Source organism: Streptomyces sp. NPDC005303 (assembly GCF_040607335.1).
GTDB lineage: Bacteria > Actinomycetota > Actinomycetes > Streptomycetales > Streptomycetaceae > Streptomyces.
The window spans coordinates 18369-43296 of record NZ_JBEXGM010000047.1 but is presented as its reverse complement, the minus strand read 5'-3'; the positions used below and the strand labels follow the sequence as shown (position 1 = coordinate 43296).

Sequence of the window (24928 nt, the reverse complement as noted above, 5' to 3'; positions counted from 1 at the left end):
GGCAGGGGGCCGTCTTCTGGGACGCGGAGCCGGTGTTGACCGCCATACAATGGAGATGCCCAGCTCACGGCCTTGTGCAACACCCTTTAGGACGTCAGCCGCCGTGACCCGGAGAACTGATGAAGTTACCCATCACTATCCGCCAAGCACGCCTCGGATCTGTGGAGTTCAAAGTCATCCGACCAGCCCAGCCCTTGGTCCACGCCGTGCTCGCCGACCATGATCGTCACCTGGACGCCTATCTCGATCAAGGTGCAGCACGGCGAATCGGCGCTCTTTGGACATTCGCAGCCCCTTCACCACGCTCGCTGGTCCACCTTCCGATGCGCGGCAACCGCCACCGCCCGCGAGTTGCCCGAAGACGGCAAGCATCAGCTTGATCTTGTGCTGCTGCATCTCTCGCTCCAGTTCGTGCCTTCACAGTGGAAGGAGGTTCGCGGGAGACTCGGCCCGGGCCGACCGCAGACGGTGACGCTGCCCGGCCCAGGAGACACAGGCGGGGCCGTGATCGACCACGAGGCACGGCACTACCGCGAGAACGGGACCTGTTCCACCAGCATCTCCACGCCGAGACCTTGTTCATGACCGGCAGCTAAAGGTGTTCAGGGAAACCGCCCGGCACTTCCTCGACGTCGCCCGAAACGGTCCCAGCTACGTCCCGGTCCATCCGAGCTACGCGTCAGCCTCTCAAGTTGCGTGCGGTGCAACGTCCCCAGGTGTCAGCCCACGTTGGTCACCTCCGAAAACCGAGTTACCAGGAGGCCGTCAAGTGGTGCCGGCTCAGCTGGTCAGTGCGTCTTCCAACTGCGTCTGCTCCGCCCCGCTGAGCACAAGCTCGGCCGCCTTGGCAGAGTCCTGGATCGATGCGGGGCGGCTGGCGCCCGGCACCGGGATCACCGCCGGGGAGCGAGTCAGCAGCCAGGCCAGGGCTATCCGCTGCGGGCTGACGCCGTGCTCGGCCGCGATGCGGTGGAAGGCGGTGCTCGCAGCGGTCGGGCCGGAGGGTCCGTCGAGGGAGCTTCGGGAGATGCCGCCCAGCGGGCTCCAGGGCAGGAAGGCCAGCCCGAGCTGCGTACTGAGCCGCAGCTCGGGCTCGCTGTCGCGGATTGCGGGGGAGTACTGATTCTGTACGGAGACAAGGCCGTCGCCGAGGATCGTGTGAGCCTCGCGGATCTGGCCGGTGGTGACGTTGGAGATTCCGGCGGCGCGGATGGTGCCGGTGTCGAGCAGCTCACGCAGCGCGCCCACGGACTCCGCCCAGGGCACGGCCGGGTCCGGCTTGTGCAGCTGGTACAGGCCGATGGCCTCGACGCTCAGGCGCTTCAGGGAAGCTTCGGCGGCGCGCTTGAGGTGGGCGGGGGTGGCGCTGACGGTCCAGCTGCCGTCGCCGGGGCGGCCTCGGCCGCCCTTGGTGGCGACGAGGAGGTGGGAGGTGTCGCGGCCATAGCGGGCCAGGGCGCGGGCGATGAGGAGTTCGTTGTGGCCGGCTTCGCCGGCGTGCCAGTGGTAGCTGTCGGCGGTGTCGATGAGCGTGACCCCGGCGTCCAGGGCGGCGTGGATGGTGGAGATGGCCCGCCGTTCGTCCGGGCGGTGCTCGATGGAGAGCGGCATGGCGCCCAGGCCGATGGCGCTGACGGTGGTGTTTGCGATGGTGCGGTACTGCATGGTGTGTCTGTTCCTCAGGCGGTGGAGGCGGCGGATGCGTCGATGGCTTCGGCGACGGCACCGGGGAGCCAGTCCCTGGTGTGGGAGAAGGAGAAGCCCAGTTCTTTCGCGCGGGCGTTGTCCATGACGTAGTGGCGGTCGAAGGAGAACGGCGAGGCTGGCTCGTCCGCGGCGGCGCTCCGGTACATGGCCTTCCTGCCTGCCTGCGCGGCGATGACGGCACCCAGGTCGTAAACGTCGAGTGGACCGTCGGAGCAGGCGTTGATCGAGCCGGTGACGTCGGTGAGCGTGGCTGCCCACAGCAGTAGGTCCGCCAGCTCCTTGTAGTGGATGAAGACCGTGGGCAGCGTCTCGGCGTGCACGGTTATCCGCGTGCCCTGGGTGACGTGGCCGACGTAGTGCGCGAGCCGGCCGGTGAACTCCGCCGCGCCGCCCCCGAGCACGTGGGCGCTGCGCACGGCGGCGAAAGCGAACCCCTGATGTTGGGCGAAGACGGCCTCCGCCTGGCGCTTGCCTTCGGCGTAGTGCGCCTCCAGGTACGCCGCGTCGTGCCACGGCAGGTCCATGGCCACCAGCCACGTGGACGGGTCCACGGCCTCCTCCGGCACCGGTGTGCCGGGTGGGACGGTCGGCAGTGAGGCGGTCACCGGGTCGTAGACCTCGATGGTGGAGGTCATGACGTAGCGCCGGGTGCGGCTGCTGAAAGCCCGGGCGGCGATCGCGGCCTGCACGGGGGTGTAGCAGACCTGGTCGACGACCACGTCGAAGGTGCGGGAGCCGAGCGCGGCGATCAGGGCAGCCTCGTCGTCGCGGTCTGCAACGAGGTGTGCGACGCCGGGTGGCGACGGGGTCGATCCGCGGTTGATCACCGTGACCTGGTGGCCGGCGGCTTGCAGGCGTTGGACCAGGAGCTTGCCGAAGTACCGACTTCCGCCGATAACGCAGATTTTTTGCATGCCTGCATCCTGGACATCTACAGTCATCAGCAGAAGTGCCTACTTACTGGATACGTATTAAGGAATGCTGTTGATCGATGTGCAGCGGCTGCGTGTCCTGCGGACGGTGGCGGAACACGGCAGTTTCAACCGGGCAGCGGCAGCCCTCCAACTCACCCCCTCGGCCGTGTCCCAGCACGTCGCTGCACTGGAACGCAGCCTCGGCGCCCAGGTCGTGGCGCGCAGCACCCGCGGAGTCACGCTCACCCCCGCCGGTCGGATTATGGTCGGGGCTGCCGAGTCGGTCGCCGCGGAACTCGAACACGCCAAGCAGCAGGTCGACCGGCTCGGTAGCGGCCGCACCCAGCTCACCATCGCCACCTTCACCAGCGGCGGCAGGCACCTACTACCCGGCGCACTGGCCCGCCTCACCACCGTCCATCCCGACACCGTGGTCCACGTCAGGGAGAGCGAGCCCGAAGACAGTCTGCCACTGGTCCGCCAGGGCGCCGTAGACGTCGCCCTCGCCTACCACTTCGACGGCCCGCTGCCCAGCGGGCCGGGCCTGAACTCCAGCGTGGCGTGGACGGCACTCATGGACGACCCTTTGCATGTCGTCCTGCCCGAGGCCCATCCCCTGTCCGGCCGCGAGACACTCGACATCGCTGAGCTGGCCGCCGAGCCCTGGGTACTCGGCTGCCTCAAGACCGAGACCTACCTGCGCCGCTACGCCGAACGTGCCGGCTTCGACCCGGAGGTGCGCGGCACGACAACGGACTACTTCTTCGCCCGCTCGCTCGTTGCTGCGGGCACGGGAATCTCGCTGATCCCCTCCATCGCGCAGACTCCGCGGGTAGCAGGACTACGCACCGTCCCGATCGCGCCGCCGACTCCGACCCGGCATATCGGGGTTGCCACGATCCTCAGCCGCAACCACGCCCAGGTCAGGACACTGATACAGGCCCTCCAGGTACAGGCAGCGGCGCTGGACGAATAGTGACCCACACAGCACGGTCCGGCCTCACACCGAGACCCAGTTCCAGCTGAGCATCGCACGGCCGGCGGAAGCATGCTGGAACCATGCCTTCTGGTTACACGACGAACTGACCGTGATCGGTGCCCGCCTCGCCGACCCGACGGGGCCGCACACGCCGCGCATGGATCTCCGAACTCGGACTTTGGTACGAGCGGCCCACCGACCTCGACGCTGGCTGCCCATCGTCGGGCCGATTGCCGCGCAGATCGAGTGTGAGCAGGGCACCTCCGGTGGAGACGGTTCTCTTGGTCGAAAACTCATCTACCAGGGCTTCACCACGTTGTCAGCTCAACTCTGTTGGTGGCTGGGATGGCCGAGTCGCCAGCGCGTCTGTTGACGACAGCCGAGGGCTCGACCACGGCGAATCACCTGCCACTTGTCGGTTCGAGTACGGTGTTGGCCCCTGCGTCGAGGCCCAGGAACGGCATGGCGGTGTTGGGGGAGGGGCTTGTCCGCGATCTCGGCATCAGAGTTCGTCCGTGGTACGTAGTTACCCCGATGTGGTGATCCCCCATAGCCACCTACGGTCGTAGGACACCCGGACGGCGCCTGGCACCTGACGTCTCCAGTTCTCGGTCACATGTCAGGGGGGATGCGTGGAACACCAAGAGCTGGCCGCGGCTGTGGTGAACCTGCTTCTGGGGGACGGCGAGGTCACGCCGAAGGCTATCGAGACAACCGCCCTCGAGATGGTCCGCACGGACCGGCTGAAGGTCGAACAGAAAGCCGACGGCACGGTGACCGTACGGCCGATTTCCGGGACGGTCGGCCCGGCGCCGATGCGGCCCTTTGAGGAACTCTTGGTCGAACGTGTCCGACACCGCTGCGGAAACGGCGTCGACCGCGTACCGATAGGCGCTCTCGGACCGGGGGACGGTGACGAGTTCTGGGTGTGGTGGCGCGGCTTTCAGCACAGCGTCCGCGAAGAGGCGATGGCCCTGAAGCTGATACGGCCGGCGCGCAAGAGATACCAGACGTTGCTGCTGCGGTGCGCCGTGCTCGCGGCCTGGTTCGGGCCCCTGTGCGCAGTCCTGCCGTGGTGCCCCTATTTGGTGCGGGGCATCCTCGTCATTGTCCTGGAACTGAGTGTGGTGGTCCTGGTGTGGTGGACCCCGTTCCGGCTCAGGTCCGGCCCCAGGCTGACTGCCGCCGGCCGGCTGGCCGCACAGGAGTGGCGCGAAGCCGTCGACGCCGGAGAGCATCGGCTTCCGAAACGGCAGGTGGGAGCGGAAGGTCCCGAGTCGGCGCTGCCCGTACGTGAGTCGCGCCGGATCTGGTCCTCGTACGGCAGATCGTGGCATGTCGTCGACACAGAGCCGCTGGATCCGCCGCGCTGGGGCCATACCTGGCAGTTCGTCATGCTGTCCCTGACCGTCTGCCTGGTCTGCACCGCCACGGTCATTGCGACCCTGACCGTCCACTTCCCCTACGGTGGAGCTCTCGCCGCGACTCCGGTTCTGGTCGGCGCGCTGCTGTGGGTCCTGTGGCTGCCGGCCCGCCGCCGTGTCCAGGCAGTCCCTGCCGAGTTGCGGTTTCACGGTGTCGTCATCTCCCGCTGGGACTACCACACGATCTACGACGACCCGATGAGGGATGTCACGCACTACTGCTGCGCCATCGAGGACCCGGTGTCGCAGAAGGCTTGGTCCTTCGAGGTCCACCAGTGGATTCGGCCGATGTTCACAGGCGATACGAACCCGGAGCTCAGGGACCGGTTCCGGGTGGGGGACGTCGTCGATGTCCACTGCAGTCCGCGCCGGCGAAAGGTCTATCAGATCAGCGTGGTCGAGGCCGTGCCACGGTGATGGTCCGGTGCCGGAGGGGCGCGGGACGCCGACGGGAGGCCGAGCCGGGGACTGGCCCTGCCAAGGCCCTGTCTGCCCGATGGCCGCGTCCGTGGTGACCGCAGGCGACACCTGGACGATCGCCTGCGGGATCCGGCCGCCAGGCAAGCGGTCCGCGACAGCCGAGGCGTATCGCGCCTCAGTCCGCACCGATCCGCGCCCGCTGTGTGGAGGTCAGTGCTGTCAGGACCGCGGCGATCGCGGGCTGTTCCTGGGCGCCCGTGCGTACGAGTGCCTCGATGACGCGTCCCTTGCCCGGTAGCGGCAGCACCGCCGCGCCGGGCGGCGGGCCGGAGCAGAGCAGGTCGGGCAGGACGGTCGCGGCCAGTCCGGTGGCGACGATGGAGAGCGCCGAGCGCAGGTCCTCGCAATCGTGCTCGATGCGCGGGGTGAACCCGGCGTTGCGGCAGGCGTGCAGGAGCACTTCGCGGCAGGTGCTGGGCTCGGGCGCGGAAACCCACGCGAGGTCGCGCAGGGCGGCGAGGCCGTCGCGGTGCACCGCCTCGCGCAGCTCGTCCGGGACGACTACGGCCAGCGGGTCGTCGAACAGCCCGATGGCCGACGTGCCGTCCGGCACGGGGGCGCCCAACAGGTGGTAGCGGTAGCTGATCGCAACGTCGAGCCGACGCTGTTTCAGCAGGAGCACGGCGTTCTCCGGTTCGGCCTGCACGATCCGCGGCCGCAGCCGGGGATGCCGTACGGCGAGTTCCGCGAGCAGCGGCGCCGCCACCGAGGAGAGCGCGCTGGGGGCGCAGCCGATGCCCAGCTCGCCGCTGAGGTCGCCGTCAAGGGCGCGTACGGCTCCTTCGGCGCGCTCCAGAGCGGCGAGTACGTGCTCGCACTCCGCGGCCAGGGCGCGCCCCGCGGCGGTGAGACGTACGCCGCGGCCCTCCCGGTACACCAGCTCCGCCCCGGCCTCGGCCTCCAGGGCGCGCAACTGCTGTGACACCGCCGACGGCGTCACCTGGTGCAGCTCGGCAACGACCGCCACCTTCCCGTGTTCGGCCAGGTCACGCAGCATGATCAGCCGCTTCACATCAAACATGAGTTGAGCTTAACAAATGCTGAAGCTTACGTAGCTTGACTTAATAATCTTCCCCGGTGCATCGTCACCGCATCAGGGCCACGCGAACGACAGGCCCCGTCACACACAGGAGCAACTGATGCGCGCCGTCCACTTCAAGATGGTCCTGGCGACCGTGCTGCTCGGCTCGTATCTCGTGGCGAGCAAGCTGATCCTGCGCGAGGTGCCGGTCTTCACCGCCACCTTCGTACGGCTGGCGACCTCGAGCGCGATACTGGGTCTCTACGTCCGGCTGAAGTCGCCGGGACTCCCACGACCGTCGCGCCGGGACAGCGTGGTGCTGATGGTGCAAACCCTCGTCGGCGTCTTCTTGTTCAGCGTCTTCGCCATGTACGGGGTGCGGTTCACGGGTGCCATCGAGGCGGGCGTGATCCTCGGCATGGTGCCGGTCTCCGTCAGCGTGGTCGCCCTGGTCCTGCTGCGGGAGTCACTTTCCCGGCGCCGGGGCGCCGGCATCGCGTTCGCGGTCGTCGGCGCGGCCGCCATCAACGTACTGAACGCCGGATCCTCGAGCACGCCCAACAGCCACGCCGCGCTCGGCGCTCTTCTGCTGGTGTGCGCGGTGCTGTGCGAAGCCGTGTTCCTGACCTTCGGGAAGCTGCTGAAGGTGGCCATAGAGCCGGTCAAGCTCTCGCTCATCCTGTCGGTGGCCGGTGCGCTGCTGTTCGCCGTGCCGGCGGCGATCGAGTTCGACTGGCACTGGATGTCTCAGGTCAGCTGGCAGACATGGGCGCTGATGATCTACACCGGGGTGGCCGTGAACGGGGTCGCCGTCGTGCTGATGTACGACAGCATGGACACGGTGGACACCACCACCGCGGCAGCGTTCACCGCGCTCACCCCCGTGAGCGGCACGATCTTGTCCATGGTGTTCATCGGCGAGCCGCTCCATCCCTACCACGTCCTCGGCATGGCACTCGTCGTCCTTGGCGTCTTCATCGTCGCCAAGGAGCCGCGGCCCGCGACTCCTGCGAAGCGGTGCCACCCTGACACCGTCGATCCGGGCGGACACCTCGCAAGCCAGTTCCGCGGACAGATATGTACCGTCACGGACGGGGTGGATGCCAGGCCCATTTGAAGGGCGGTAACTCGGTTGTCTCCCCGGCCGAGTTGCGAGGTGGTATCCCAGGTGGACCGTCCGCAGCCGGTCCGCCATCGCCGCCCCGATCGAGCGCGGTATCTCTCCTTCTCCGCACGACGAGCCGAGGCGAACCGGGCTCGTTCTGCAACGATCGGTCAGGTACGAGAGGCGAATACCCTTCCGGCGAGGATCGTGGTGTCGAGGCGCCGCAGTGAGCCGATGTCGGACAAAAGGTCTTCGTCGACGACGATGAGGTCGGCCTCGTAGCTCGCACGGATGCGGCCCTTCCGATCGCCCAGGCCTCGGCCGCGACGGAAGTCGCGGTCGCCAGGGCGTCGTCAGGCGACATGCCGCCGGACAACCAGATTGGCGACGGCAATAGGCAGGATGCCGTGCGGCTTGCCCGGGTTGATGCCTCCATCCGTACCTGGAGGCGATCGTGACTCCCGCCCGGTGTGCGTGAGCTACCTGCTCGGTGCGGGTCTCGATATCCATCCCAGCCTTGAGCAGACTGTGGCGCAGATTCGGCGACCGGGACAACCATCGCGCTGTTGCGAGCCAAGCCCACCTGGTTCGCACCTGCCGCCGTACGTACCGCTCTGCGTGAGTGGGGTTCAAGTGGCGGCCCGGTCCCGGAAGCGCAACCGCGGATCCTCAGCGGCGCCATGAAGTACGCGATGCTGCGGCGCATCCTGCGGGCCAATCCCTTCCCAAGGGCAAGGAGTTGCTGGCCGCCACGAAGCCAACGAACGCCGTGGACAAGCGGTCCTTGCTTAATCCCGAGTAGGCGGTGGCGATCCTCGACTGGATGCGGCGTCGGCTGCGCGGCGCCAAGCGGCTCCACGCCTTCTTCGCCACGCTCTACTACTGCGGCCCACGATCCGAGGAAGCTGTGGCCATGCGGGTGGAGGACGTGACGCGGTCCCAACCTGATGCCGAGGACCAGTGGTGCGAGTTGCCAGCGGCTTGAAACTGCCGGAGATCTCCCCGCCCCGGCGGCTGACTGACCCCTCGGCCCAACTTCGACACGTATTCGACACCGCCAACTGCGCACACCCGGTGACATCCGGTCAGCGTCGGAGCCTGCCCTTGATCATTAAGAAGGAGTCCGGGGCTTCATCGCGTCTACTGTCACCGGGCCTGAACAGCAAAAAAGCCCTCCCGGAGGGAGAGCGGAGACTGGCGCCCCCGGCAGGACTCGAACCTGCGGCCAAGCGCTGGAAGGCGCCTGCTCTGTGACTCTCGAAGCGCCCGCCGGTGTGTCGATGTGTGAGAACGCGGTGCCGAACACGGTGACTGTGACCTCCTCCACAGCGAGGGGCGGGTGGGCATACGTGTCCCAGGTCTCGGAGAACTTGGCGTGCCGGGAGAGTGCTTGGACGGTCTTCGGGTCGTGTTCGCCGGAGCCGCCGAGCGTGGTGGTGTAGAAGTGCTTGAGGTCGTGGAAGCGGGTTCTTTCAGAAAGCCCGGCTTGCTTCACTGCCTTTCGCCACTTCTGGTGGAAATCGGTCTGCAGTACGGGTCGTCCGAAGCGGTTCGTGACGATCAGGTCCTCGTCCGGCGGCTCGTCGTAGCCACGTGCCCGGCGGCGGAGTTGGGCGGCTGGTGAGACGGGCTCCGGCTCGCAGAATCGTGACCTGTTGGCATCGGCGTGGCCATGACGCCATTGAAGACTGTGCGGCCTGCCCATGTCAGCTGACGTCGACCGTCGTCGACAGGTCGTCAGCCACATCGCTGGAAGCCGAAGCGCTCATGATCCGCCGAACGCATCTTCAAAGGGGGCCGATACCGAGGATGCCGTCGGGCGGCAGCGATCTCCTCAAGAAGGTTCGTACGACGGAACCCGGGCTTGCTCAACTACTGGGTGCAGCGGCGGCGTGCATCGTGACCGACGGTTGTCGAGTCGCGCCTGGGGAGCACGTTCCGCAAGCGGTACGGCCTCCTCTGATGTTGGTTAGGGTCAGGGTGATGGCCGTGCTGCACCTGCAGCGACAGCGCCACCGGTCGGTGGTCTTCCCCGGATAGGGTTCCAACGGCTCGAACCCGGCGGCGTGTGCCTCCGCGGCGGCTGTCGCGGGATCGGTTCGGCCACCGGATCGGGGGCACTTCTTGCAGCCGGTGGTTCCCGACCGGACGGATGACAGGCGCGTCATGACCCCGTTTCCGCAGGAACAGCGGCAGCGCCAACGATCCGTGGATAGTCGGGGTACGGCTCCAGCGGCTCGAACCCGGCCGCTCGTACTTCGGTGGACGCACGCCCGTCGGTTGCCGAGTTGAGGGCACAGAACCGGCAGCCCTTCGAACCGCTGTTGACGTTGGAGTAGGTGGGGCTGGTTTCGAGACCGCATGTGGTGCAGCGGCACCGCCACGGTTTTTGGCTACCCGGGTAGGGTTCAAGCGGTTGGAGTCCGGCCGCGCGCATGGTTTCTTGGGCCTTCGGCGCGTTCGTGGCGGCGCGTTTCGCCTGGGTTTCCTTTGCCCGGCAGACGCGACAGCGCTGGCCCGCGTTACGGACGGCATTGAACGTCGGACGCCCCTAGTGCCCGCAGGTCATGCAGCGCGAGGGCCAAGTCGCGTTGGTGCGGCCGGGATACGGCACGAGTGGCTCGTACCCCACAGCCCGCATCTCAGCGGCTGCGGCCTCCGCGTTGATGAGGACCGCGGCGCGGGGTCGGCCGCCAGTTCGGGGCGCATAGGGTTTTTCTGCGCTCCGTGTCTCCTCATCGACCATGGCCCAGACCTCGGCCGCCGTGATGCGGGCTGCGGAGCAGGTCTCGGTCCAGCCGTTCGGCATGATGTCGCTCGTGAGGAAAGGAATGAGTCCGGCCTGATGCAGGCGGCCCAGCACGGCCTGCTCGACGTCGTAGGCGGCTGCGCCGGTGGTGTAATCACGGGCCTGATGCAGTTGCCAACCCTGGCGTTCGTGTTGGATGAGGCGAGAGGTGTAGCCGGTGCAGGCACCGATTCCGATCTTGACGGCTTTCCACTCCTGGTGGGTGATCACGTAAACCTTCGACGGTCCTGCGAGGTCGATGCCGTGGGTGGCACAGAACTTGCATCCTCCACCAGCACGGATCTTCATGAGCGTCGGGGAGACCTCGTTGCCGCAGGCTGTGCAACGGCACCGCCACGCAGTCACCGAGGTGACGTAGGGCTCCAGCGGCTCCAGCCCAGCCGCGCGCATGGCAGCCACCGCGATGTCCGGGTCGGTCTTTCTACCCGCTGCCGCCCTGACGTCGGCACAGTGCCGACAGCCGCCCTGGCCCGCCAGAATGCCGCCCAGACTCGGTGACGTCTCACGCCCACAGCCGTTGCAGCGACACCGCCACGCCTTGTCACGACGCCCGGCGTACGGTTCGAGCGGTTCCAGGTCAGCGGCACGCATGAGGGCCTCGGCTTCCTCCGCGGGCCAGCGGCGTCGGCCACCCAGGGAGGGAGGGCAGTACGGGCATGCCCGAAGGCCGCGCCTGAGGTTACTCAGCCTGATCTCGACGTCTCGGCCACACGGGAGGTGGCGGGAGTGCCACAGCCCGCTCGGTCCCGGGTAGGACTCCAGCGGCTCGAGGTCGAAGTCCTTCGCCTCAATTGCGGCCCGGTCGCCGTCCGCGCGGGGCAGTTCGCGGCGACGCGACCATGCCCGGCTGATGCCCTGCCCGGCGTTCTTGCGCCCGCACGGGCCGCAGCCCCCTTGTCCGCCCTTGACCGACCCATGAGTGGGAGTCCCAATCGTGCCGCAGGTTGTGCAGCGGCACCGCCAGGGGATGTCGGTTCCGGGATAGGGCTCCAACGGTTCCAGACCCGCCGACCTCATGAGCGCGGCGGCCTGGTCCGGATCGACCGGCGCGTTCGGCGCGCACCATCGGCACGGTCCCCCTCCGCGCTTGATGTACGAGTAGCGCGGCTTGACCTCCCGACCGCACGGCATGTGCCGGCAGCGCCAAGGGGGTGTCGCCCCGGGATACGGCTCCAGCGGTTCCAGGCCGGCCGAGCGCATCAACGCCACCGCCGCCTCCGGCGGAATCGGAGCCGTGCCTGAGCAGTACCGGCAGCCGCCCTGCCGGCCCGCCGCAATGTTGCCCAGCCGCGGTGACACTTCTCTCCCGCACGCTTCATGGCGGCAGCGCCAGGGCTTATCACTTCCTGGATAGGGCTCCAGTGGTTCGAGCCCGGCATCCCGCATAATCAGCACCGGATCGCGTGCATCCTTCCGCGGACGTCCCGTCGCCACCCGGCCTCCTTCTGAAGTGCCAACTTCCGGGGTGAGGGTCGCACGCGGCACTGACAACAGCCCTGTTCGCGTCGCGAGCTTGGGGCGGGCTTCCTCGCGGCGGCCTTCTTGCTTGGCCCTTCCGGGCTGTCCTGTTCGTGGCCTTCGGCAGCTTGTGGACGTTGGCAGGCCCGTTTTCGCCGCGAGGAGACTTCGCTCGGGTGGGGACTCGTTCAGGGCGGTCATGAGGTCCGATGAGCTCTCCCAGTCCTGTTGGCGGTTTGGGCGCTGCTTGCGGGTATCGGCGGGTCGCTGCGCTCGTGACCGGGCGGCTCGTGGGGTGATGTGCCGAGGCGCTACTTGGTCCGCGACTGCTCCGACGGGATCTCCTTTGGATGCCAGACAGTAGCTCGAAGAACCCAATTGATTACAGTGGGTACCTATAGTGTCGGGGCGCGTGGAGCGCAAAAATACCTCCAGGCAACCCGAATGCAGGCTCTAGAAGAACCCAAGCTTCTGAGGGCTGTAAGAACAAAGGACGTTCTTCGTCTGCTGGTGGTACATGCTCAACCCGTCTCCGGGCGTCCAGTTGGTCCAGGACGGGCGCGTAAGTCCAGGTCAGAGCACTGTGACGTGAGGGTGTCCGTGGGGTTCGTGATAGGGGCGTGACAGAATGGTGCTGCAGAACCCCCGCTGGCCCGCCTCCGCCCCGGGGGCTCCGTGATCGCTGAGGGCCCGGCCGGCGCCGGGACGGCGAAGAACTTGGTGTGCGGGGCCGACGGGACCGGGTAACGTCGTGGTCATGTTCTTCCAGACACAGATTTACGAGTGAGAGCGTGACGGGCCCCTGCTGATGTCCTTCGACGTCGCCGCGCCCGTCCCCCACCGATGAATCCGTAGATCACTTCACAGCATTCCGGGAGAACCCGTGAGCAAGAACATCAACAACCCCGTGGGCATGGGCGGCGGCCAGCGCAAGAAGCTGTCCCGCGCCGAACGGCAGAACAACGGTCCGCACCGCAACCTCGACCGCCAGGGTGCCGCCGACCAGAAGGCGGAGCTGGTGCGCAAGATGCGCGAGAAGGCAGGCGCAGCCGAGGGCGCCGGGCAGACGGGCCACGACACCGCACAGAGCTGACGCACCGCCGCCGCAGGGCGGCACCGCACGAGGCAGGGCCCGGGCCGCGACGCGTGGTCCGGGCCCTGCTGCCGTACCGGGGCCTGCTGTCGTAGCGGGTGCGGCGCCCGGCCCCGCTCAGCTCTCGGCCTGTGAGGGGTCCTTTGAGCGCGTCGGCGGGTGGCAGGGCACGTGCGATGTCAGTCGGTCATGCTGCCCATCTTCCAGACGGTCATGGACTTGACGACGCTGCCGTCGCCGAAGAGTCGCAGGCCGAGGGAGTCCTGTCGGAACGGGTAGGCGCGGGTGGTGATCGACTTGTGTGAGTTCGCGTATGCCTCGATCACCGAGCGGTCGACGAACACGTCCAGTGTCAGAGTGCCGTTCGAGAGTGTCAGCGGTCCCTTCTGTATGCCGAGGTTCGGCTCGGCGCTGGAGTTGTTCCCGGACCTCGTGCGGTCCACTCCCAGTTGTCCGGCGGGCGCGTCGTAGAAAAGGCGTGTTCGTTCTTCGTCCGCCGGGCTGCGCAGCACGTCGAGACCGAAGGTGTCGGCGCTGCCGCGCTCGAGTGTCAGCTTGATGTGGAGCATGTCCCCCTTGACGTTCGTCAGGCGCTCGTTCGCGTCGGTGACGGTCGTCGGGGTGCTGATGTTCACGAGGGGTTCGCCGACGTGGAGGCGAGAGACCTCCTCGACGGGGCTGAAGCCGAGGTCGCCGTCGGGCAGCATGGACAGTTCGATGGGGAGGCCGGCGTTGTGTGCCCATCCGGCGTCGTAGTGGGCGCGCTCGGTCCGCCGGTCCTGCGCGATGCTGAAGACCAGCGAGCGTCCCTTGTCGTCCACGGTTCCGCTGGGGCCGGTGAAGTGTTCGCCGTAGTCCATCAGCTTCGGTTCTGTGGTGTCGGGTGTCCAGCGGCGGGCCTGGGCGTCCCAGGTACCGACCCAGTAGTAGACGTACTTGCTGCTGTACTCGCCGGGGCCGGCGGGGAAGGCGGGGTTGACGAGCAGGGCCCGGCGCTCGCGGCCCTGGGCGTCCTTTCCGATCGGCAGGAACGTGGGCAGCTCCCAGACCTGGCCGGTCTTGGGGTGGGCCGCCACGTCACCGACCATCAGCGGTCCGGAGTACGTCCAGTCGGTGAGGTTCCTGGAGGTGTAGAGGAGGGCCGTGCCTCCGACGTCCCTGCCCTCGCTGGTCTGGACGCCGGAGCCCATCAGCTGGAACCAGGTGTCGCCCTCCTTCCAGACGAACGGGTCGCGGAAGTCCCCGAAGCGGACCTTTCGTCCGGCGCCGACATCGAGGTCGGCGGTCTGGCTGGTGACGAGGGTGGGGTGCATCTTCCACTCGACCAGGTCGGGATCGCTGGGGTCGACGGGGCGTGCGAGACCGGTCGCCTGGTTGGGGCGCAGGGAGTCGTTGCCGGCCGTGAACAGCAGGACGGGCACGCCGTTCTCGTCGAGGGTGGCATCGCCGGACCAGACCCCGTCGGGTGCCACGCTCCCGTCGGTGGGCGCGAGTGCGACGGGCAGGTCGCGCCAGTGCACCAGGTCCTCGCTCACCGCGTGTCCCCAGCTGATGTTGTGCCAGTAGGGGCCGTGGGAGTTGTGCTGGTAGAAGAGGTGGTACTTGCCCTTGACCTGGATGGGGGCGTGGGGCTCGTTCATCCAGTGGTTCGGCGCGGTGAAGTGGTAGCCCGGACGGTACCGGTCACCGTCGTAGCGCGAACGGTCCATGTCCATCCGGGCCTTGGGAGTGACCCCACCGGCGAAGGACTGCACATCCTTCTGATGTCCGGCCATGACGGATGCCGGGGTGAGTGCGCTGGTGTGGACCTTCACCTCGTCGATCAGTCCGTTGAACATGTTCACTGCGAATGTGCCGTTGATGATGGCGGGCTGGTTGTGCCGGCCGATGATCAGCGGAACATCGGCCTTGGCCAGCCGCGCGGTGGTGGGGATGGCGGTCTGGGCGACCTGCTCGCCGTTGAGGAAGAGCCTGATCGCACCGTCGCCCGGCGCGAAGACCGCCGAGAGGTGCGCCCACTTGCCCGCGGCCAGGGCCGCCGACTTCGGGACCGTCGTCTCGTACCACGCGTCGCCGGTTCCGACGCCGAACTGCCACATTCCGTGCCGGCCGACGCCGAGGGAGAAGCCTCGCTTCGCGCCCTTGTCCTGCTGGTTGACGACGGCGGACGGCTTGCCCTCGTCACCCCACTCGAACGCGCGCGGCGCGACCCATGCCTCGACGGTCATGCCGTCCGTGGGCAGCTGCGTCTGCGCTGCGGCACGCGTGACCCAGGTGGAATAGCCGTCGAACAGGAGGGCGCCGGAGAGTACGCCGTCCTCCTCGCGCTTCGGGCGCCAGAGCGGATCGCTGTCCGGCTTGTACTGAGCGTCGTTGAAGACATAGCTGATGGGGTCGGCGGCCTGGCTGATCCTTTCCCTGGTCGTGGTGCCCTGGCCGTCAGCGAAGTCCCAGTAGGCTGCGAGTCCCTTCTCGGAAGGGTCCGGCGCCTTGTCGACCCCCACTCTGACGTCGTCGAGGTTGATGTGGCCCCAGCCGCCGGTGGCCCGGTCCACGGCGGTGATGCGCAGCTGCTCGCCAAGGTGCTCACGTGCGTCCCAGGTAACTCTGCGGTACGCCTCGTCGTCGGTTCCGGTGGCTTTGTTCAGTACGGTTCCGTCGAGCGTGGTGAGGGCGACATACAGTTCGTTGTCGTTGCGGCCGCCGGACACGAGCGCGCTGACCATCCCGGTGCCGGTCAGGGTGAACGGCTCGGACGTGACGGTCCCGATGGGTGCGTCGCCGCCGGCGGCGAAACCCCACAGGTGGTAGGCGCCCTGCTGGTTGAAGCAGCAGCCCCATCCCCAGCCCGGCTTGTCGGTGACCGCTCCGTTGAACGCTGTTCCTGTAGTGGCCCAGCCGCTCAGGTCGCCGGTCTCGAAGCCGGGATTCGACAGAGTGCTCTCGCTGGCGTCGGCGTGTGCCGTCATCAGGGGTGACGTCAGGCCGAGACATAACGTGAGCGCGAGCAGCAGTCGCAGAACGTTGAGCGGGGGCCTCGTTGTGCCCCTCGCCGGCGAGCGTGTGCGCATGCATACCTCCGGTTGTGGGTGATGGGGGAGCAGGCATGTCGGGCGCTGCGGCCGAAGCCGTCGGCGCCCCGCGGCAGCGCCCGCCCCGCGAGAAGCAGTCGAAAGCCTCACCGCCTGGGGACAGAACCGGCGGACGAGATGACTGTGTCTCTGGTGGCGGCGGACAAAGCACGCACGGACGTGACCGCGTTCAGGTGTGGGACGGCAGCCCTTCGACATCGGCTCTCAGCGCTGCCTCGTCCGCGCTGCCTCGTCCGCGCTGGGCGGTTCGCGCCAGGGGCGGAGCAGGTCAGCGCGGCGACGTGGGCGGCGAAAGCGCAGGCGTCGGTGAGGTCTTCGAGGCTTGGTCCGTCGAGTCGGCCGCCGAAGTGGTCGATGGCGGCGAGTCGGTGGAGCAGGCAGGGGTGAAAGACGTAGGCGACGGGGTGGGCGGCGCTGGATACCTCCTCGCGAGTGACCGTGCCGCCCCGCTTGTCGAAGGCCCAGCGGGTGGTGGGGTTTCCGGACAGTGCCCTGCTCCGCGCGGCGGCGGGAGCGGCAGCGAACGAGAACGGCACGCTCGCGCCGCCCACGGTGGCCGACACGACACTGTGGGCCCTTCTTCTCATGGCTGACTCCTGGGACGGTGCGGCAGGGTTCGCCGTGCCAAATCGGTTTAACCACGTGGCTCGGCATCGTTCGCGTCCCGTCCCGGCTAACGCAAGAGCTAACGCAGAGCGATTTACCGTGGTGTTACCCAGGGGCCTGACATAGAGGTACAAAAGCCAGCCGTTGCGGGTTCGAGATGTCCAGGGTGTTGACGTCGAACGAAGATGGCATCACTCTCGTCGCAACTTGCTAATCCGATTTAACAACGGAGCTGAGCCGCTGATGCCCGAACGCCGCGTGACCATGGCCGACGTCGCCCGCAAGGCGGGCGTCTCGCCGACGACCGCGTCGTTCGCCCTGTCCGGCCGCACCGACATGCGCATCTCCGACGCCTCCCGCGCACGTGTGCTGGAGGCAGCCCGGGAGCTGGGCTACCGCCCCAACGTCACCGCGCGCAGTCTGCGGACGAAGTCGACCCAGACCATCGGGTTCGTCTCCGACCAGGTCACCACGACGCCCTTCGCGGGCGACGTGATCCGCGGTGCGATGGAGGCCGCCCGCGAGCGGGACAACCTGCTCTTCATCGCGGAGGCGGGCGGCGACCGTGATGCCGAGTCCTCGCTGGTTCACGCGCTGCTGGACCGGCAGGTCGACGCGGTGATCTACGCGTCCATGTTCACCCGGTACGTCACTCCGCCCAAGGAGTTGTTCGGGCGCCGGGTGGTGCTGCTGAACTGCCTGGCCCCCGGCTTCGACGCGCCGTCCGTAGTGCCGGACGAGCTGGAGGCGGGCCGGGACGCGGCCCGTGCTCTGCTCGCCGCCGGTCACACCGAGGGCATCTGGTCGATCGGCGGCCACCAGGCCGTGCCGGCCACGCCTGAGGGGATCATCGCCGGCAACGAGCGTATGCGCGGTCTGGAGGAGGTGCTGCGGGAGGGGGGCGCCCGCCTGACCGATGTCATCGAGTGCGACTGGGACACGCGCGACGGCTACCGGGAGGTGGCCGCGCTGCTCGCGGCGGGGCACCGGCCCCGGGCGCTCGTGTGTCTGACCGACCGGGTGTCCATGGGCGCGTACCAGGCGCTCGGCGAGGCAGGTCTGTCGGTGCCCGGCGACGTGTCGGTGGTCTCCTTCGACGATCAGGACATCGCGGCGGTCCTGCGTCCGGCACTCACCACGCTGAAGCTGCCGCACTACCAGCTCGGCCGCCTTGCCGTGGAGCTGATCCTCCGCACGGGGCCGCTCGAAGCGGTCGTACACCGTGTGCCCATGCCGCTGCAGGAGCGTGCCTCCATCGGCGCGCCCGCTGAGGGCTGACGCGGCACACCCGAAGACGGTTGTCCCGCCGCCCGGACGAGACCCGGGCGGCGGGACGACCACCAAGAACAGCGACCGTGGCAACCGGTCGCCAAGGCGGGTCCGGCAAGACCCGTCTCAGTGAGATGGAGGAACCTCGTGGTGTTCAGAACCAGGCGCCTCGCTGGTGCGAGTGTAGCCGTCGCGGCGGCGACCGCGCTGGTCGCCGGATGTGCGACCGGAAGTGGCGGCGGCTCGTCCGGCGCCGATGGCGACACGATCACCTTGTGGACGCACAACGCCGGCAACTCGGCCGAGCTCGACGTCGTCAAGAAAATCATCAAGGATTTCAACGGGTCCCAGAGCAAGTACAAGGTCAAGCTCCAGGCGTTCCCGCAGAGCGACTACAACAACTCCGTCGTGGCCGCGGCCTCGGCCCGCAAGCTGCCCTGTCTGCTCGACGTGGACGGCCCCAACGTGGCGAACTGGGCCTGGGGCGGCTACCTCGCCCCCATCGATGTCTCCGGCGCCGAGGTTCCACTGTCCGACCAACTGCCCAGCACGGTCGGCCGCTACCAGGACAAGGTCTACGGGTTCGGCTTCTACGACGTCTCGCTCGCCTTCTTCGCTCGCAAGTCGGTGCTGAAGGACAACGGCATCCGCGTCCCGACCCTCGACCAGCCCTGGACGAAGGATGAGTTCGACGCGGCGCTGGCCAAGTTGAAGAAGGGCGGGAAGTTCGAGTACCCGCTGGAGATGGGCACCGGCGGCAGCGGTGAGTGGTGGTCGTACGCCTACTCCCCGCAGTTGCAGAGCTTCGGCGGTGACCTGATCGACCGCGACGGCTACAAGACCGCCTCGGGCACGCTCGACGGCAAGAAGTCCGTGGAGTGGGCGACCTGGTTCCGCTCGCTGGTGTCCAAGGGCTACATGGCGAAGAAGTCCGGGGCCGACCCCAACAAGGACTTCCTGGCCGGCAAGAGCGCCATCCAGTGGGACGGCAGCTGGAACGCGGCCAAGAACGCCGACAAGCTCGGCGACGACCTGGCGATCATCCCGCCGGTCGACTTCGGCAACGGGCCGAAGATCGGCGGCGCGTCCTGGCAGTGGGCGATGAGCTCCAGCTGCTCCAACAAGGACGGGGCGCAGGCGTGGCTGAAGTTCTCCCGCCAGACGAAGTACTTCGTCGATTACGCCAAGGCCACCGGCACCCTCCCCGGTACCGAGGCCGCAGCGAAGCAGGTCGACGGCTATCAGCCGGGCGGGCAGTTCAACGAACTCGTCGCGTTCGCCCGGAAGTTCGCGGTGGTGCGCCCGGTGACCCCGGCCTACCCGTACATCTCCACCGAGTTCGAGAAGGCGGCCCAGGACATCCTCGCCGGCGCGACCCCCAAGACGGCGCTCGGTCAGGCCGCGAAGGACATCGACACCAACCTCAAGACGAACAACTACGACGCCGGCTGACCCGCCCCGGTCCGGTTCGGGCCCCGACCGCGCTCTCCCCGCGCGCCCGAACCGGACCGGCTTCCCCTGGAGCTACCGTGACCACCATGATCGCAGCCCTCGACCGGCTGCGTCCGGTCCGGCGAACCCGAACGACCAACGCCCGCCGCCGTGAGAGCCTCACCGCCCTCGGCATGGCCACCCCGGCCGTCGCGCTGCTGATCGTCTTCCTCGTCGTACCGGTCGCCCTCGCCTTCGCCCTGGCCTTCACCGACGCGAGGCTCATCTCACCCACCCCGGCCCGCTTCGTGGGGCTGAGGAATTTCACCCAGCTCTTCGAAGACCCGGTCTTCTACAAGTCCCTGCGCAACACGGCGTACTTCGCCGCCGTCGTCGTCCCGCTCCAGGCCGGGCTCGCCCTGGTGCTGGCGCTGCTGGTCAACGCGAAGGTGCGCGGAGTCAACTTCTTCCGCACCGTCTACTTCCTGCCGGTCGTCACCTCGATGGTCGTGGTGTCCCTGCTGTGGACCTTCCTCTACCGGCAGGACGGCCTGGTCAACCGGGTGCTCTCGGCGTTGACCTTCGGCCACGTCCACGGCCCGGACTGGCTGGGCGACCCGGCCACCGCCATGCCCGCCATCATCCTGATGTCGGTGTGGCAGGGCGTCGGCTTCCACATGATCATCTGGCTGGCCGGGCTCCAGACCATCCCCGCCGAGCTGTACGAGGCCGCCGACCTGGACGGGGCCACCCGCTGGCACCGCTTCCGCCATGTCACGTGGCCCGGCCTGCGCGCCACCCGCACGTTCGTGCTGGTCACCATCACCATCGCGGCGTTCAGCCTGTTCACCCAGATCCGGGTGATGACGCAGGGCGGCCCGCTCGACTCCACCACGACCGTGGTCTACCAGGCGGTGCACACCGGCTACGACCAGCAGCAGACGGCCTACGCGGCGGCGATCTCGCTGGTGTTCTTCGTGCTGGTGCTGTCCGTGTCCCTCGTCCAGCGTTTCCTGACCCGGGAGAAGGACTGACATGACCTCCGTCCTCAAGCACCTCGGCGGTCACGTCGGCCGCATCGTCCTGGCCCTGGTCTTCGCGCTGCCCCTGCTGTTCATGCTGGTGTCGTCGTTCAAGCCGGACGACCAGATCTTCAGCGACCTCGGCTCCCTGCGCGCCTTCCTACCGGTCGGCGCCCTGTCCCTGGACAACTACACCGGCGTCTTCGAGCGGGTCCCGGCCGCGCGGTTCCTCTTGAACTCCGTGCTGATCTCCTCGATCACCGTGGTCCTCGGCATCATCGTCAACAGCCTCGCCGCGTTCGCTCTGTCCCGAATGCGCTGGCCCGGCCGCAAGGCTGTCCTGACCGCCGTCATCGCCACGCTCATCGTGCCGTTCGAGACCTTCGCCCTGCCGCTGGTGTGGTGGGTCAACCAGCTGCCGCTGCTCCGCGTCAACGGCTTCCACCTGGAGTGGACCACCGGCTGGATGGACACCTACCAGGTCCAGATCGTGCCGTTCGTCGCGAACGCCTTCTCGATCTTCTTCTTCCACCAGTACTTCCAGAGCGTCCCCAAGGAACTGGACGAGGCGGCCATCGTGGACGGCGCCGGCTGGTTCACGATCTACCGGCGTATCGTCATGCCGCTCTCGGGTCCGGCCGTCGCCACCGTCGCGATCCTCACCTTCCTGCCCGCCTGGAACTCCTATCTGTGGCCGCTGATGGTGGTGCAGAGCGAGGAGCTGCGGCCGGTGATGGTGGGCATCTCCTACTTCTTCCAGCTGAACGTCGGCTGGGGCCAGATCATGGCGTACTCCTCCATGATCACCGTGCCGATCCTCGCGCTGTTCGTCGCCTTCCAAAGGTCGTTCGTCAACAGCATCGCCTCCACCGGCGTCAAGGGCTGACCGCGCTCCACCGACCCCCACCGAAAGGACCCCTGCGTGTCCGTCATGCCCGCAGACCCCCACCTGCCCGTCGCGCACCTACGCCCTCCCCGGAACTGGGTCAACGACCCCAACGGGCTGGCCTTCCACGACGGCCACTACCACGTGTGCTTCCAGTACAACCCGTACGGACCCGAGCACGCGAACATGCACTGGGGCCACTTCCGCAGTCCCGACCTACTGACCTGGGAGGAACTCCCGGTCGCGCTGGCCCCCACACCGGGCGGCGAGGACGCCGACGGCTGCTTCTCCGGCAACGCCGTCTCCGACGGCGACCGCATGGTCGCCTTCTACTCCGCCTTCCGCACCGACCGCTGGGCACAGCCGGTCACCACCGCCGAGTCCTGGGACAACGGCGTCACCTGGACACCGCGCGGCGGCCTGCTGATACCCGACCTGCCCGAGGGCGCCACCATGTACCGGGACCCCTACGTATGGCGCGAGGGCGGCAACTGGCGCATGCTGGTCGGCTCCGCACAGGCGGACGGCAGGGCGGCGGCCCTGCTGTACGAGTCCTCCGACCTGGAACAGTGGCACTACCGGGGTCCGTTCCTGGACCGGGCCCCGCAGCCGGTGGCGCCGGGTGCCGACACGGGGCTGGGCTGGGAGTGTCCCCAGTACCTGCACGCGCAGGGCGGCCGCGGCGCACTGATCGTCAGCACCTGGGACCCGGAGCTCGGACCGCGTCGGACGGTGGTCTACCCGGGGCGCGAGCAGGAAGGCCGCTTCCTCGCCGACGCCCCCGTCCTCCTCGACCACGGTCCCGACTTCTACGCGCCGGCGCTGCTGCCCGCCCCCGACGGCCGGTGGCTGCTGTGGGGCTGGTCATGGGAGGCCCGCGACCCGCAGTGGGTGCGTGAGGCCGGCTGGGCCGGGCTGCTGACACTGCCGCGCGAGGTGACACTCGGCGAGGACGGCTCCGTACGACAGCGGCCGGCCGCGGAACTCCTCTCGCTGCGCGACGGACGCGCGGTGACGGCTTCCGGCGAGACCGCCGGAACCGCTGTACTGGGGACGGTGAGCGCGAGCTTCGATCTGACCGCCCGTCTTGAACTCCGCGCTACGGGAACGACAGGAGGACTACGACTGGTGACCTCTTCCGACGGCACCGAGTACCTCGACATCAGGATCGACTCCGCCACCGGCGAGCTCGTCGTGGACCGGGGCCATGCCTCACTCGACCCGCGCGCGCACGGTGGCAGGTACCGCGTCCCCTGCCCCGAGGCGAAGACGGCGTTCGGCGCCCCGATCGAACTGCGTCTGGTGGTGGACCGTTCCGTCGCCGAGCTGTACCTGCCGTCGGGCCGGACGCTGACCTTGCGGTTCTACCCCACCGGGGACAGTCCCTGGCGGATCGAAGCCCGCGCGGCAGGAGTGGGCCACATCGGCTACACGGTCGGGGCCTGGAACCTGCGGCCGTACACCATGCGGTGCGCGGCAGACGTGAGTGCCCAGTCCGCACTCACGTGAATCGCCTCGTCCGTCCCGAGACCTGTCGCCGGTCGCGGGTCGCCCAGCCACGAAGCTGGGCGGCTGCCATGAGTCCCGCGTCCCGGCTGCCGCCGGCGGCAGCTCAGCTCCGTGGAGGGCAGGCCGGCTGACCGGGGTGCGTCGCCCGCGAAGGCATCGACCGCCTGGATACGGGTTCGCAGAAGGTGTGCTCGGCCCCGTCACTTGGTCGGGTGGCGTCCAGCGCGGCGCGCAGCTTGTCGGCCGACAATGGCGGGGGCGGGGGCGGGGGCGGGGGCCTGGAGGATGGGCTCGGCCGGGTTCGAAACGCCAGCTTTTGTTCAGTGTTCCGGCGCCGACGGTGTCGCAGCAGAGCCGGCCGATCAGCGAGCCGCTCCCGCTCGCCGAGACGGGCGTTACGCCAACGACACCGTGGTCGCCCAGGCGCGCACCGCCCACACGGGCGAGGACCGCTAGGCGGCCGAACTCCTCAAAGCACGCCCTCACAGCCGGACCTGACCACCGGACCCGCCCGCCTGCTGCAGGCCGACGGCACGTTCTGCTGGGCGTCAGGTGCGGTTCGAGTGCTGATTGGGCGCCATATGAAGCCGTAGCTCGACGGATGGCTCTTGGGGCAGGCAGCGTTCACCGACGGCTACGCCGACCAGTGCGATGTTCATGCCGCGCTGGGTGTGCGTCATGGCGAGCCACCCGGTCGGGCGTGCCGACCGGCATCGGCGCCCCCGTTTCCAGCAAGCGCTGCATCAGAGCTGGTAGGCGTGGTGCAGGACTCGAGGGGTTTCCCATCACAGGCGCAGCTTCAACAAGAGGGACCCCAAGGGGGCTCACACGGTTGGGCCGATTCCCCGCGCGCGAGAGCCTGCGCGGAACCGCAGGGCTGCTTTCGCGTCCTGTGCCCGCGCAGGCATCCCGTCCGCTCAAGGTGTGGCTACGAGTGAGTAGTTGTCGGTGTACGAGTTCAGCTCGGAGCTCTTGGCGCTGTAGAGGATCTTCGTCTCGGTGGAGGAGGAGTCGAGGACGACCTTGACGTCGAGGTTGGCCTTGATGTTGTTGGTGGCCAGGAAGTTGCGGGCGCCGCCGGCGATCAGGATGAGAGTGGGGTCGGCCCCGGACGGGGCGATGTTCGCGGCCGGCACGGAGAAGGAGAACTGGTTGCCGGTCACCGCGTTGTCGCTGCCGTTGATGTGGACGAGGCCGAAGAGATCGTCGTAGCGGGTGCTGGTGCCGTCGCCGTAGACGCGGCGGAAGTGGTTCCCGGAGATCAGGTTCTCCGAGCTGCCGTTCGTCAGGGCGATCATGCTGGGGAAGTTGCTCAGCAGCTTGTTGGCGGAGATGTTGCAGCGGTTGGAGTTGATGAGGGTGATGTTGCAGGCCCACAGGATGGTGTTGCCGGAGATGAGGATGCCCTCGGCGTTCTCCGCGAAGACCGAATAGCCGGCCCAGGCGCTGATCAGGTAGTTGTTGGTGATCTTGGCGACCTGTGAAGCACCCGTGAGCGAGATCGAAGTGCCGCACTCCGCGACGAAGTTGTTGGTGAAGCTGCACGCGTCCGCGCCCTTCACCACCATGGCCTGGGTGAGGTAGACGAAGCCCATCCCCTCGAAGCGGAACGAGTCGTTGTCCGACTGGACCGAGATGCCGATCTTGTGGTTGCCCTCCACGTACGGCTTGGTGTCCGCCACGCCGTCGATGCAGAAGTCCTGGAAGACGACGCCGTTGAGCCGGCCGATCTCGGTGGGCGAGCCGTCACGCTGGACCAGGAACGCCTCGTTGTTGCCGTCGGTGTGCACCACCCGGATGTGACTCGAGCCGGGCTGGATCTCGATCCACTTGCTGGTGTCGGAGGTGTCGTCGCGGATGGCCTCGGACATGAAGCCGTGCCCGGAACCCTTGATCGTCAGGAAGCTGATGTCTATGTGGGCGCGGGTGCGCAGGTCGTAGTGGCCCGGCGGGATGTAGATGACGGCGCCGGGTCTGGTCTTCTGGGTGGTCTGCCGGGACTTGATGTCGGCGATGATCTCGTTGATCACCTTGCCGATGTCGCGGTGTGGGGAGACGCTGCCGTTGAAGGTGGTGACGTCGTAGACGGTGTGGGCCACGGGAGGTCCTTCCGGTTGAAGGTT

17 protein-coding genes are annotated in these 24928 nt (G+C 68.0%); 10 read left to right on the top strand and 7 right to left on the bottom strand.

Annotated elements, in window-relative coordinates; translation table 11 throughout:
- Positions 1–219: 219 nt before the first annotated feature.
- Positions 220–585, top strand: coding sequence for a hypothetical protein (locus ABZT93_RS37425; RefSeq protein WP_356113080.1), 366 nt, complete (start codon positions 220–222; stop codon positions 583–585).
- Positions 586–780: 195 nt separating this feature from the next.
- Here the strand turns inward: ABZT93_RS37425 and ABZT93_RS37420 are convergent, their stop codons facing one another.
- Positions 781–1665, bottom strand: a complete 885-nt coding sequence (locus ABZT93_RS37420) for an aldo/keto reductase (RefSeq protein ID WP_356113078.1) — start codon at positions 1663–1665, stop codon at positions 781–783.
- 14 nt (positions 1666–1679) lie between these two features.
- A complete protein-coding gene (locus ABZT93_RS37415) occupies positions 1680–2621 on the bottom strand; it encodes an NAD-dependent epimerase/dehydratase family protein (protein WP_356113076.1) in 942 nt (313 codons plus the stop codon).
- 70 nt (positions 2622–2691) lie between these two features.
- Here ABZT93_RS37415 and ABZT93_RS37410 point away from each other — a divergent pair, with 70 nt between their 5' ends.
- Positions 2692–3597: a LysR family transcriptional regulator gene (locus tag ABZT93_RS37410; protein ID WP_356113075.1), complete on the top strand. Its 906-nt coding sequence runs from the start codon at positions 2692–2694 to the stop codon at positions 3595–3597.
- Positions 3598–4232: 635 nt separating this feature from the next.
- Positions 4233–5441 carry a hypothetical protein gene (locus ABZT93_RS37405; RefSeq protein ID WP_356113073.1) on the top strand — a complete coding sequence of 403 codons (1209 nt, stop codon included), beginning with the start codon at positions 4233–4235 and terminating at the stop codon, positions 5439–5441.
- A gap of 178 nt (positions 5442–5619) precedes the next feature.
- On the opposite strand, the gene ABZT93_RS37400 is transcribed toward ABZT93_RS37405, so the two are convergent.
- Positions 5620–6525, bottom strand: coding sequence for a LysR substrate-binding domain-containing protein (locus ABZT93_RS37400; RefSeq protein WP_356113071.1), 906 nt, complete (start codon positions 6523–6525; stop codon positions 5620–5622).
- A 118-nt stretch (positions 6526–6643) separates the two neighbouring features.
- Here ABZT93_RS37400 and ABZT93_RS37395 point away from each other — a divergent pair, with 118 nt between their 5' ends.
- Positions 6644–7642 carry a DMT family transporter gene (locus ABZT93_RS37395; protein WP_356113069.1) on the top strand — a complete coding sequence of 333 codons (999 nt, stop codon included), beginning with the start codon at positions 6644–6646 and terminating at the stop codon, positions 7640–7642.
- Positions 7643–8741: 1099 nt separating this feature from the next.
- On the opposite strand, the gene ABZT93_RS37390 is transcribed toward ABZT93_RS37395, so the two are convergent.
- Both ABZT93_RS37390 and ABZT93_RS37385 read right to left on the bottom strand, forming a co-directional pair.
- Positions 8742–9335, bottom strand: coding sequence for a tyrosine-type recombinase/integrase (locus ABZT93_RS37390; RefSeq protein WP_356113067.1), 594 nt, complete (start codon positions 9333–9335; stop codon positions 8742–8744).
- A gap of 846 nt (positions 9336–10181) precedes the next feature.
- Positions 10182–11030 carry a hypothetical protein gene (locus tag ABZT93_RS37385; protein WP_356113066.1) on the bottom strand — a complete coding sequence of 283 codons (849 nt, stop codon included), beginning with the start codon at positions 11028–11030 and terminating at the stop codon, positions 10182–10184.
- A gap of 1750 nt (positions 11031–12780) precedes the next feature.
- Between ABZT93_RS37385 and ABZT93_RS37380 the strand changes: the two genes are divergently transcribed.
- Positions 12781–12990 carry a DUF6243 family protein gene (locus ABZT93_RS37380; protein ID WP_356113064.1) on the top strand — a complete coding sequence of 70 codons (210 nt, stop codon included), beginning with the start codon at positions 12781–12783 and terminating at the stop codon, positions 12988–12990.
- Between the two features lie 179 nt (positions 12991–13169).
- On the opposite strand, the gene ABZT93_RS37375 is transcribed toward ABZT93_RS37380, so the two are convergent.
- Positions 13170–15959, bottom strand: coding sequence for a GH32 C-terminal domain-containing protein (locus tag ABZT93_RS37375; protein WP_356113062.1), 2790 nt, complete (start codon positions 15957–15959; stop codon positions 13170–13172).
- A gap of 972 nt (positions 15960–16931) precedes the next feature.
- Between ABZT93_RS37375 and ABZT93_RS37370 the strand changes: the two genes are divergently transcribed.
- The 5 genes from ABZT93_RS37370 to ABZT93_RS37350 all read left to right on the top strand — a co-directional run bounded on the left by ABZT93_RS37370 (position 16932) and on the right by ABZT93_RS37350 (position 22805).
- Positions 16932–17966, top strand: coding sequence for a LacI family DNA-binding transcriptional regulator (locus ABZT93_RS37370; RefSeq protein ID WP_356113061.1), 1035 nt, complete (start codon positions 16932–16934; stop codon positions 17964–17966).
- Positions 17967–18104: 138 nt separating this feature from the next.
- Positions 18105–19409 carry a sugar ABC transporter substrate-binding protein gene (locus tag ABZT93_RS37365; RefSeq protein WP_356113059.1) on the top strand — a complete coding sequence of 435 codons (1305 nt, stop codon included), beginning with the start codon at positions 18105–18107 and terminating at the stop codon, positions 19407–19409.
- Positions 19410–19495: 86 nt separating this feature from the next.
- Positions 19496–20422: a sugar ABC transporter permease gene (locus ABZT93_RS37360; protein ID WP_356113057.1), complete on the top strand. Its 927-nt coding sequence runs from the start codon at positions 19496–19498 to the stop codon at positions 20420–20422.
- A 1-nt stretch (position 20423) separates the two neighbouring features.
- Entirely contained in the window at positions 20424–21296 is an 873-nt protein-coding gene (locus tag ABZT93_RS37355; protein ID WP_356113056.1) for a carbohydrate ABC transporter permease, read from the top strand.
- Between the two features lie 45 nt (positions 21297–21341).
- Complete coding sequence (locus tag ABZT93_RS37350; RefSeq protein ID WP_356113082.1) at positions 21342–22805, top strand: glycoside hydrolase family 32 protein; 1464 nt, start codon at positions 21342–21344, stop codon at positions 22803–22805.
- 917 nt (positions 22806–23722) lie between these two features.
- On the opposite strand, the gene ABZT93_RS37345 is transcribed toward ABZT93_RS37350, so the two are convergent.
- Entirely contained in the window at positions 23723–24904 is a 1182-nt protein-coding gene (locus tag ABZT93_RS37345) for a NosD domain-containing protein (protein WP_356113054.1), read from the bottom strand.
- Between the last annotated feature and the right edge of the window lie 24 nt (positions 24905–24928).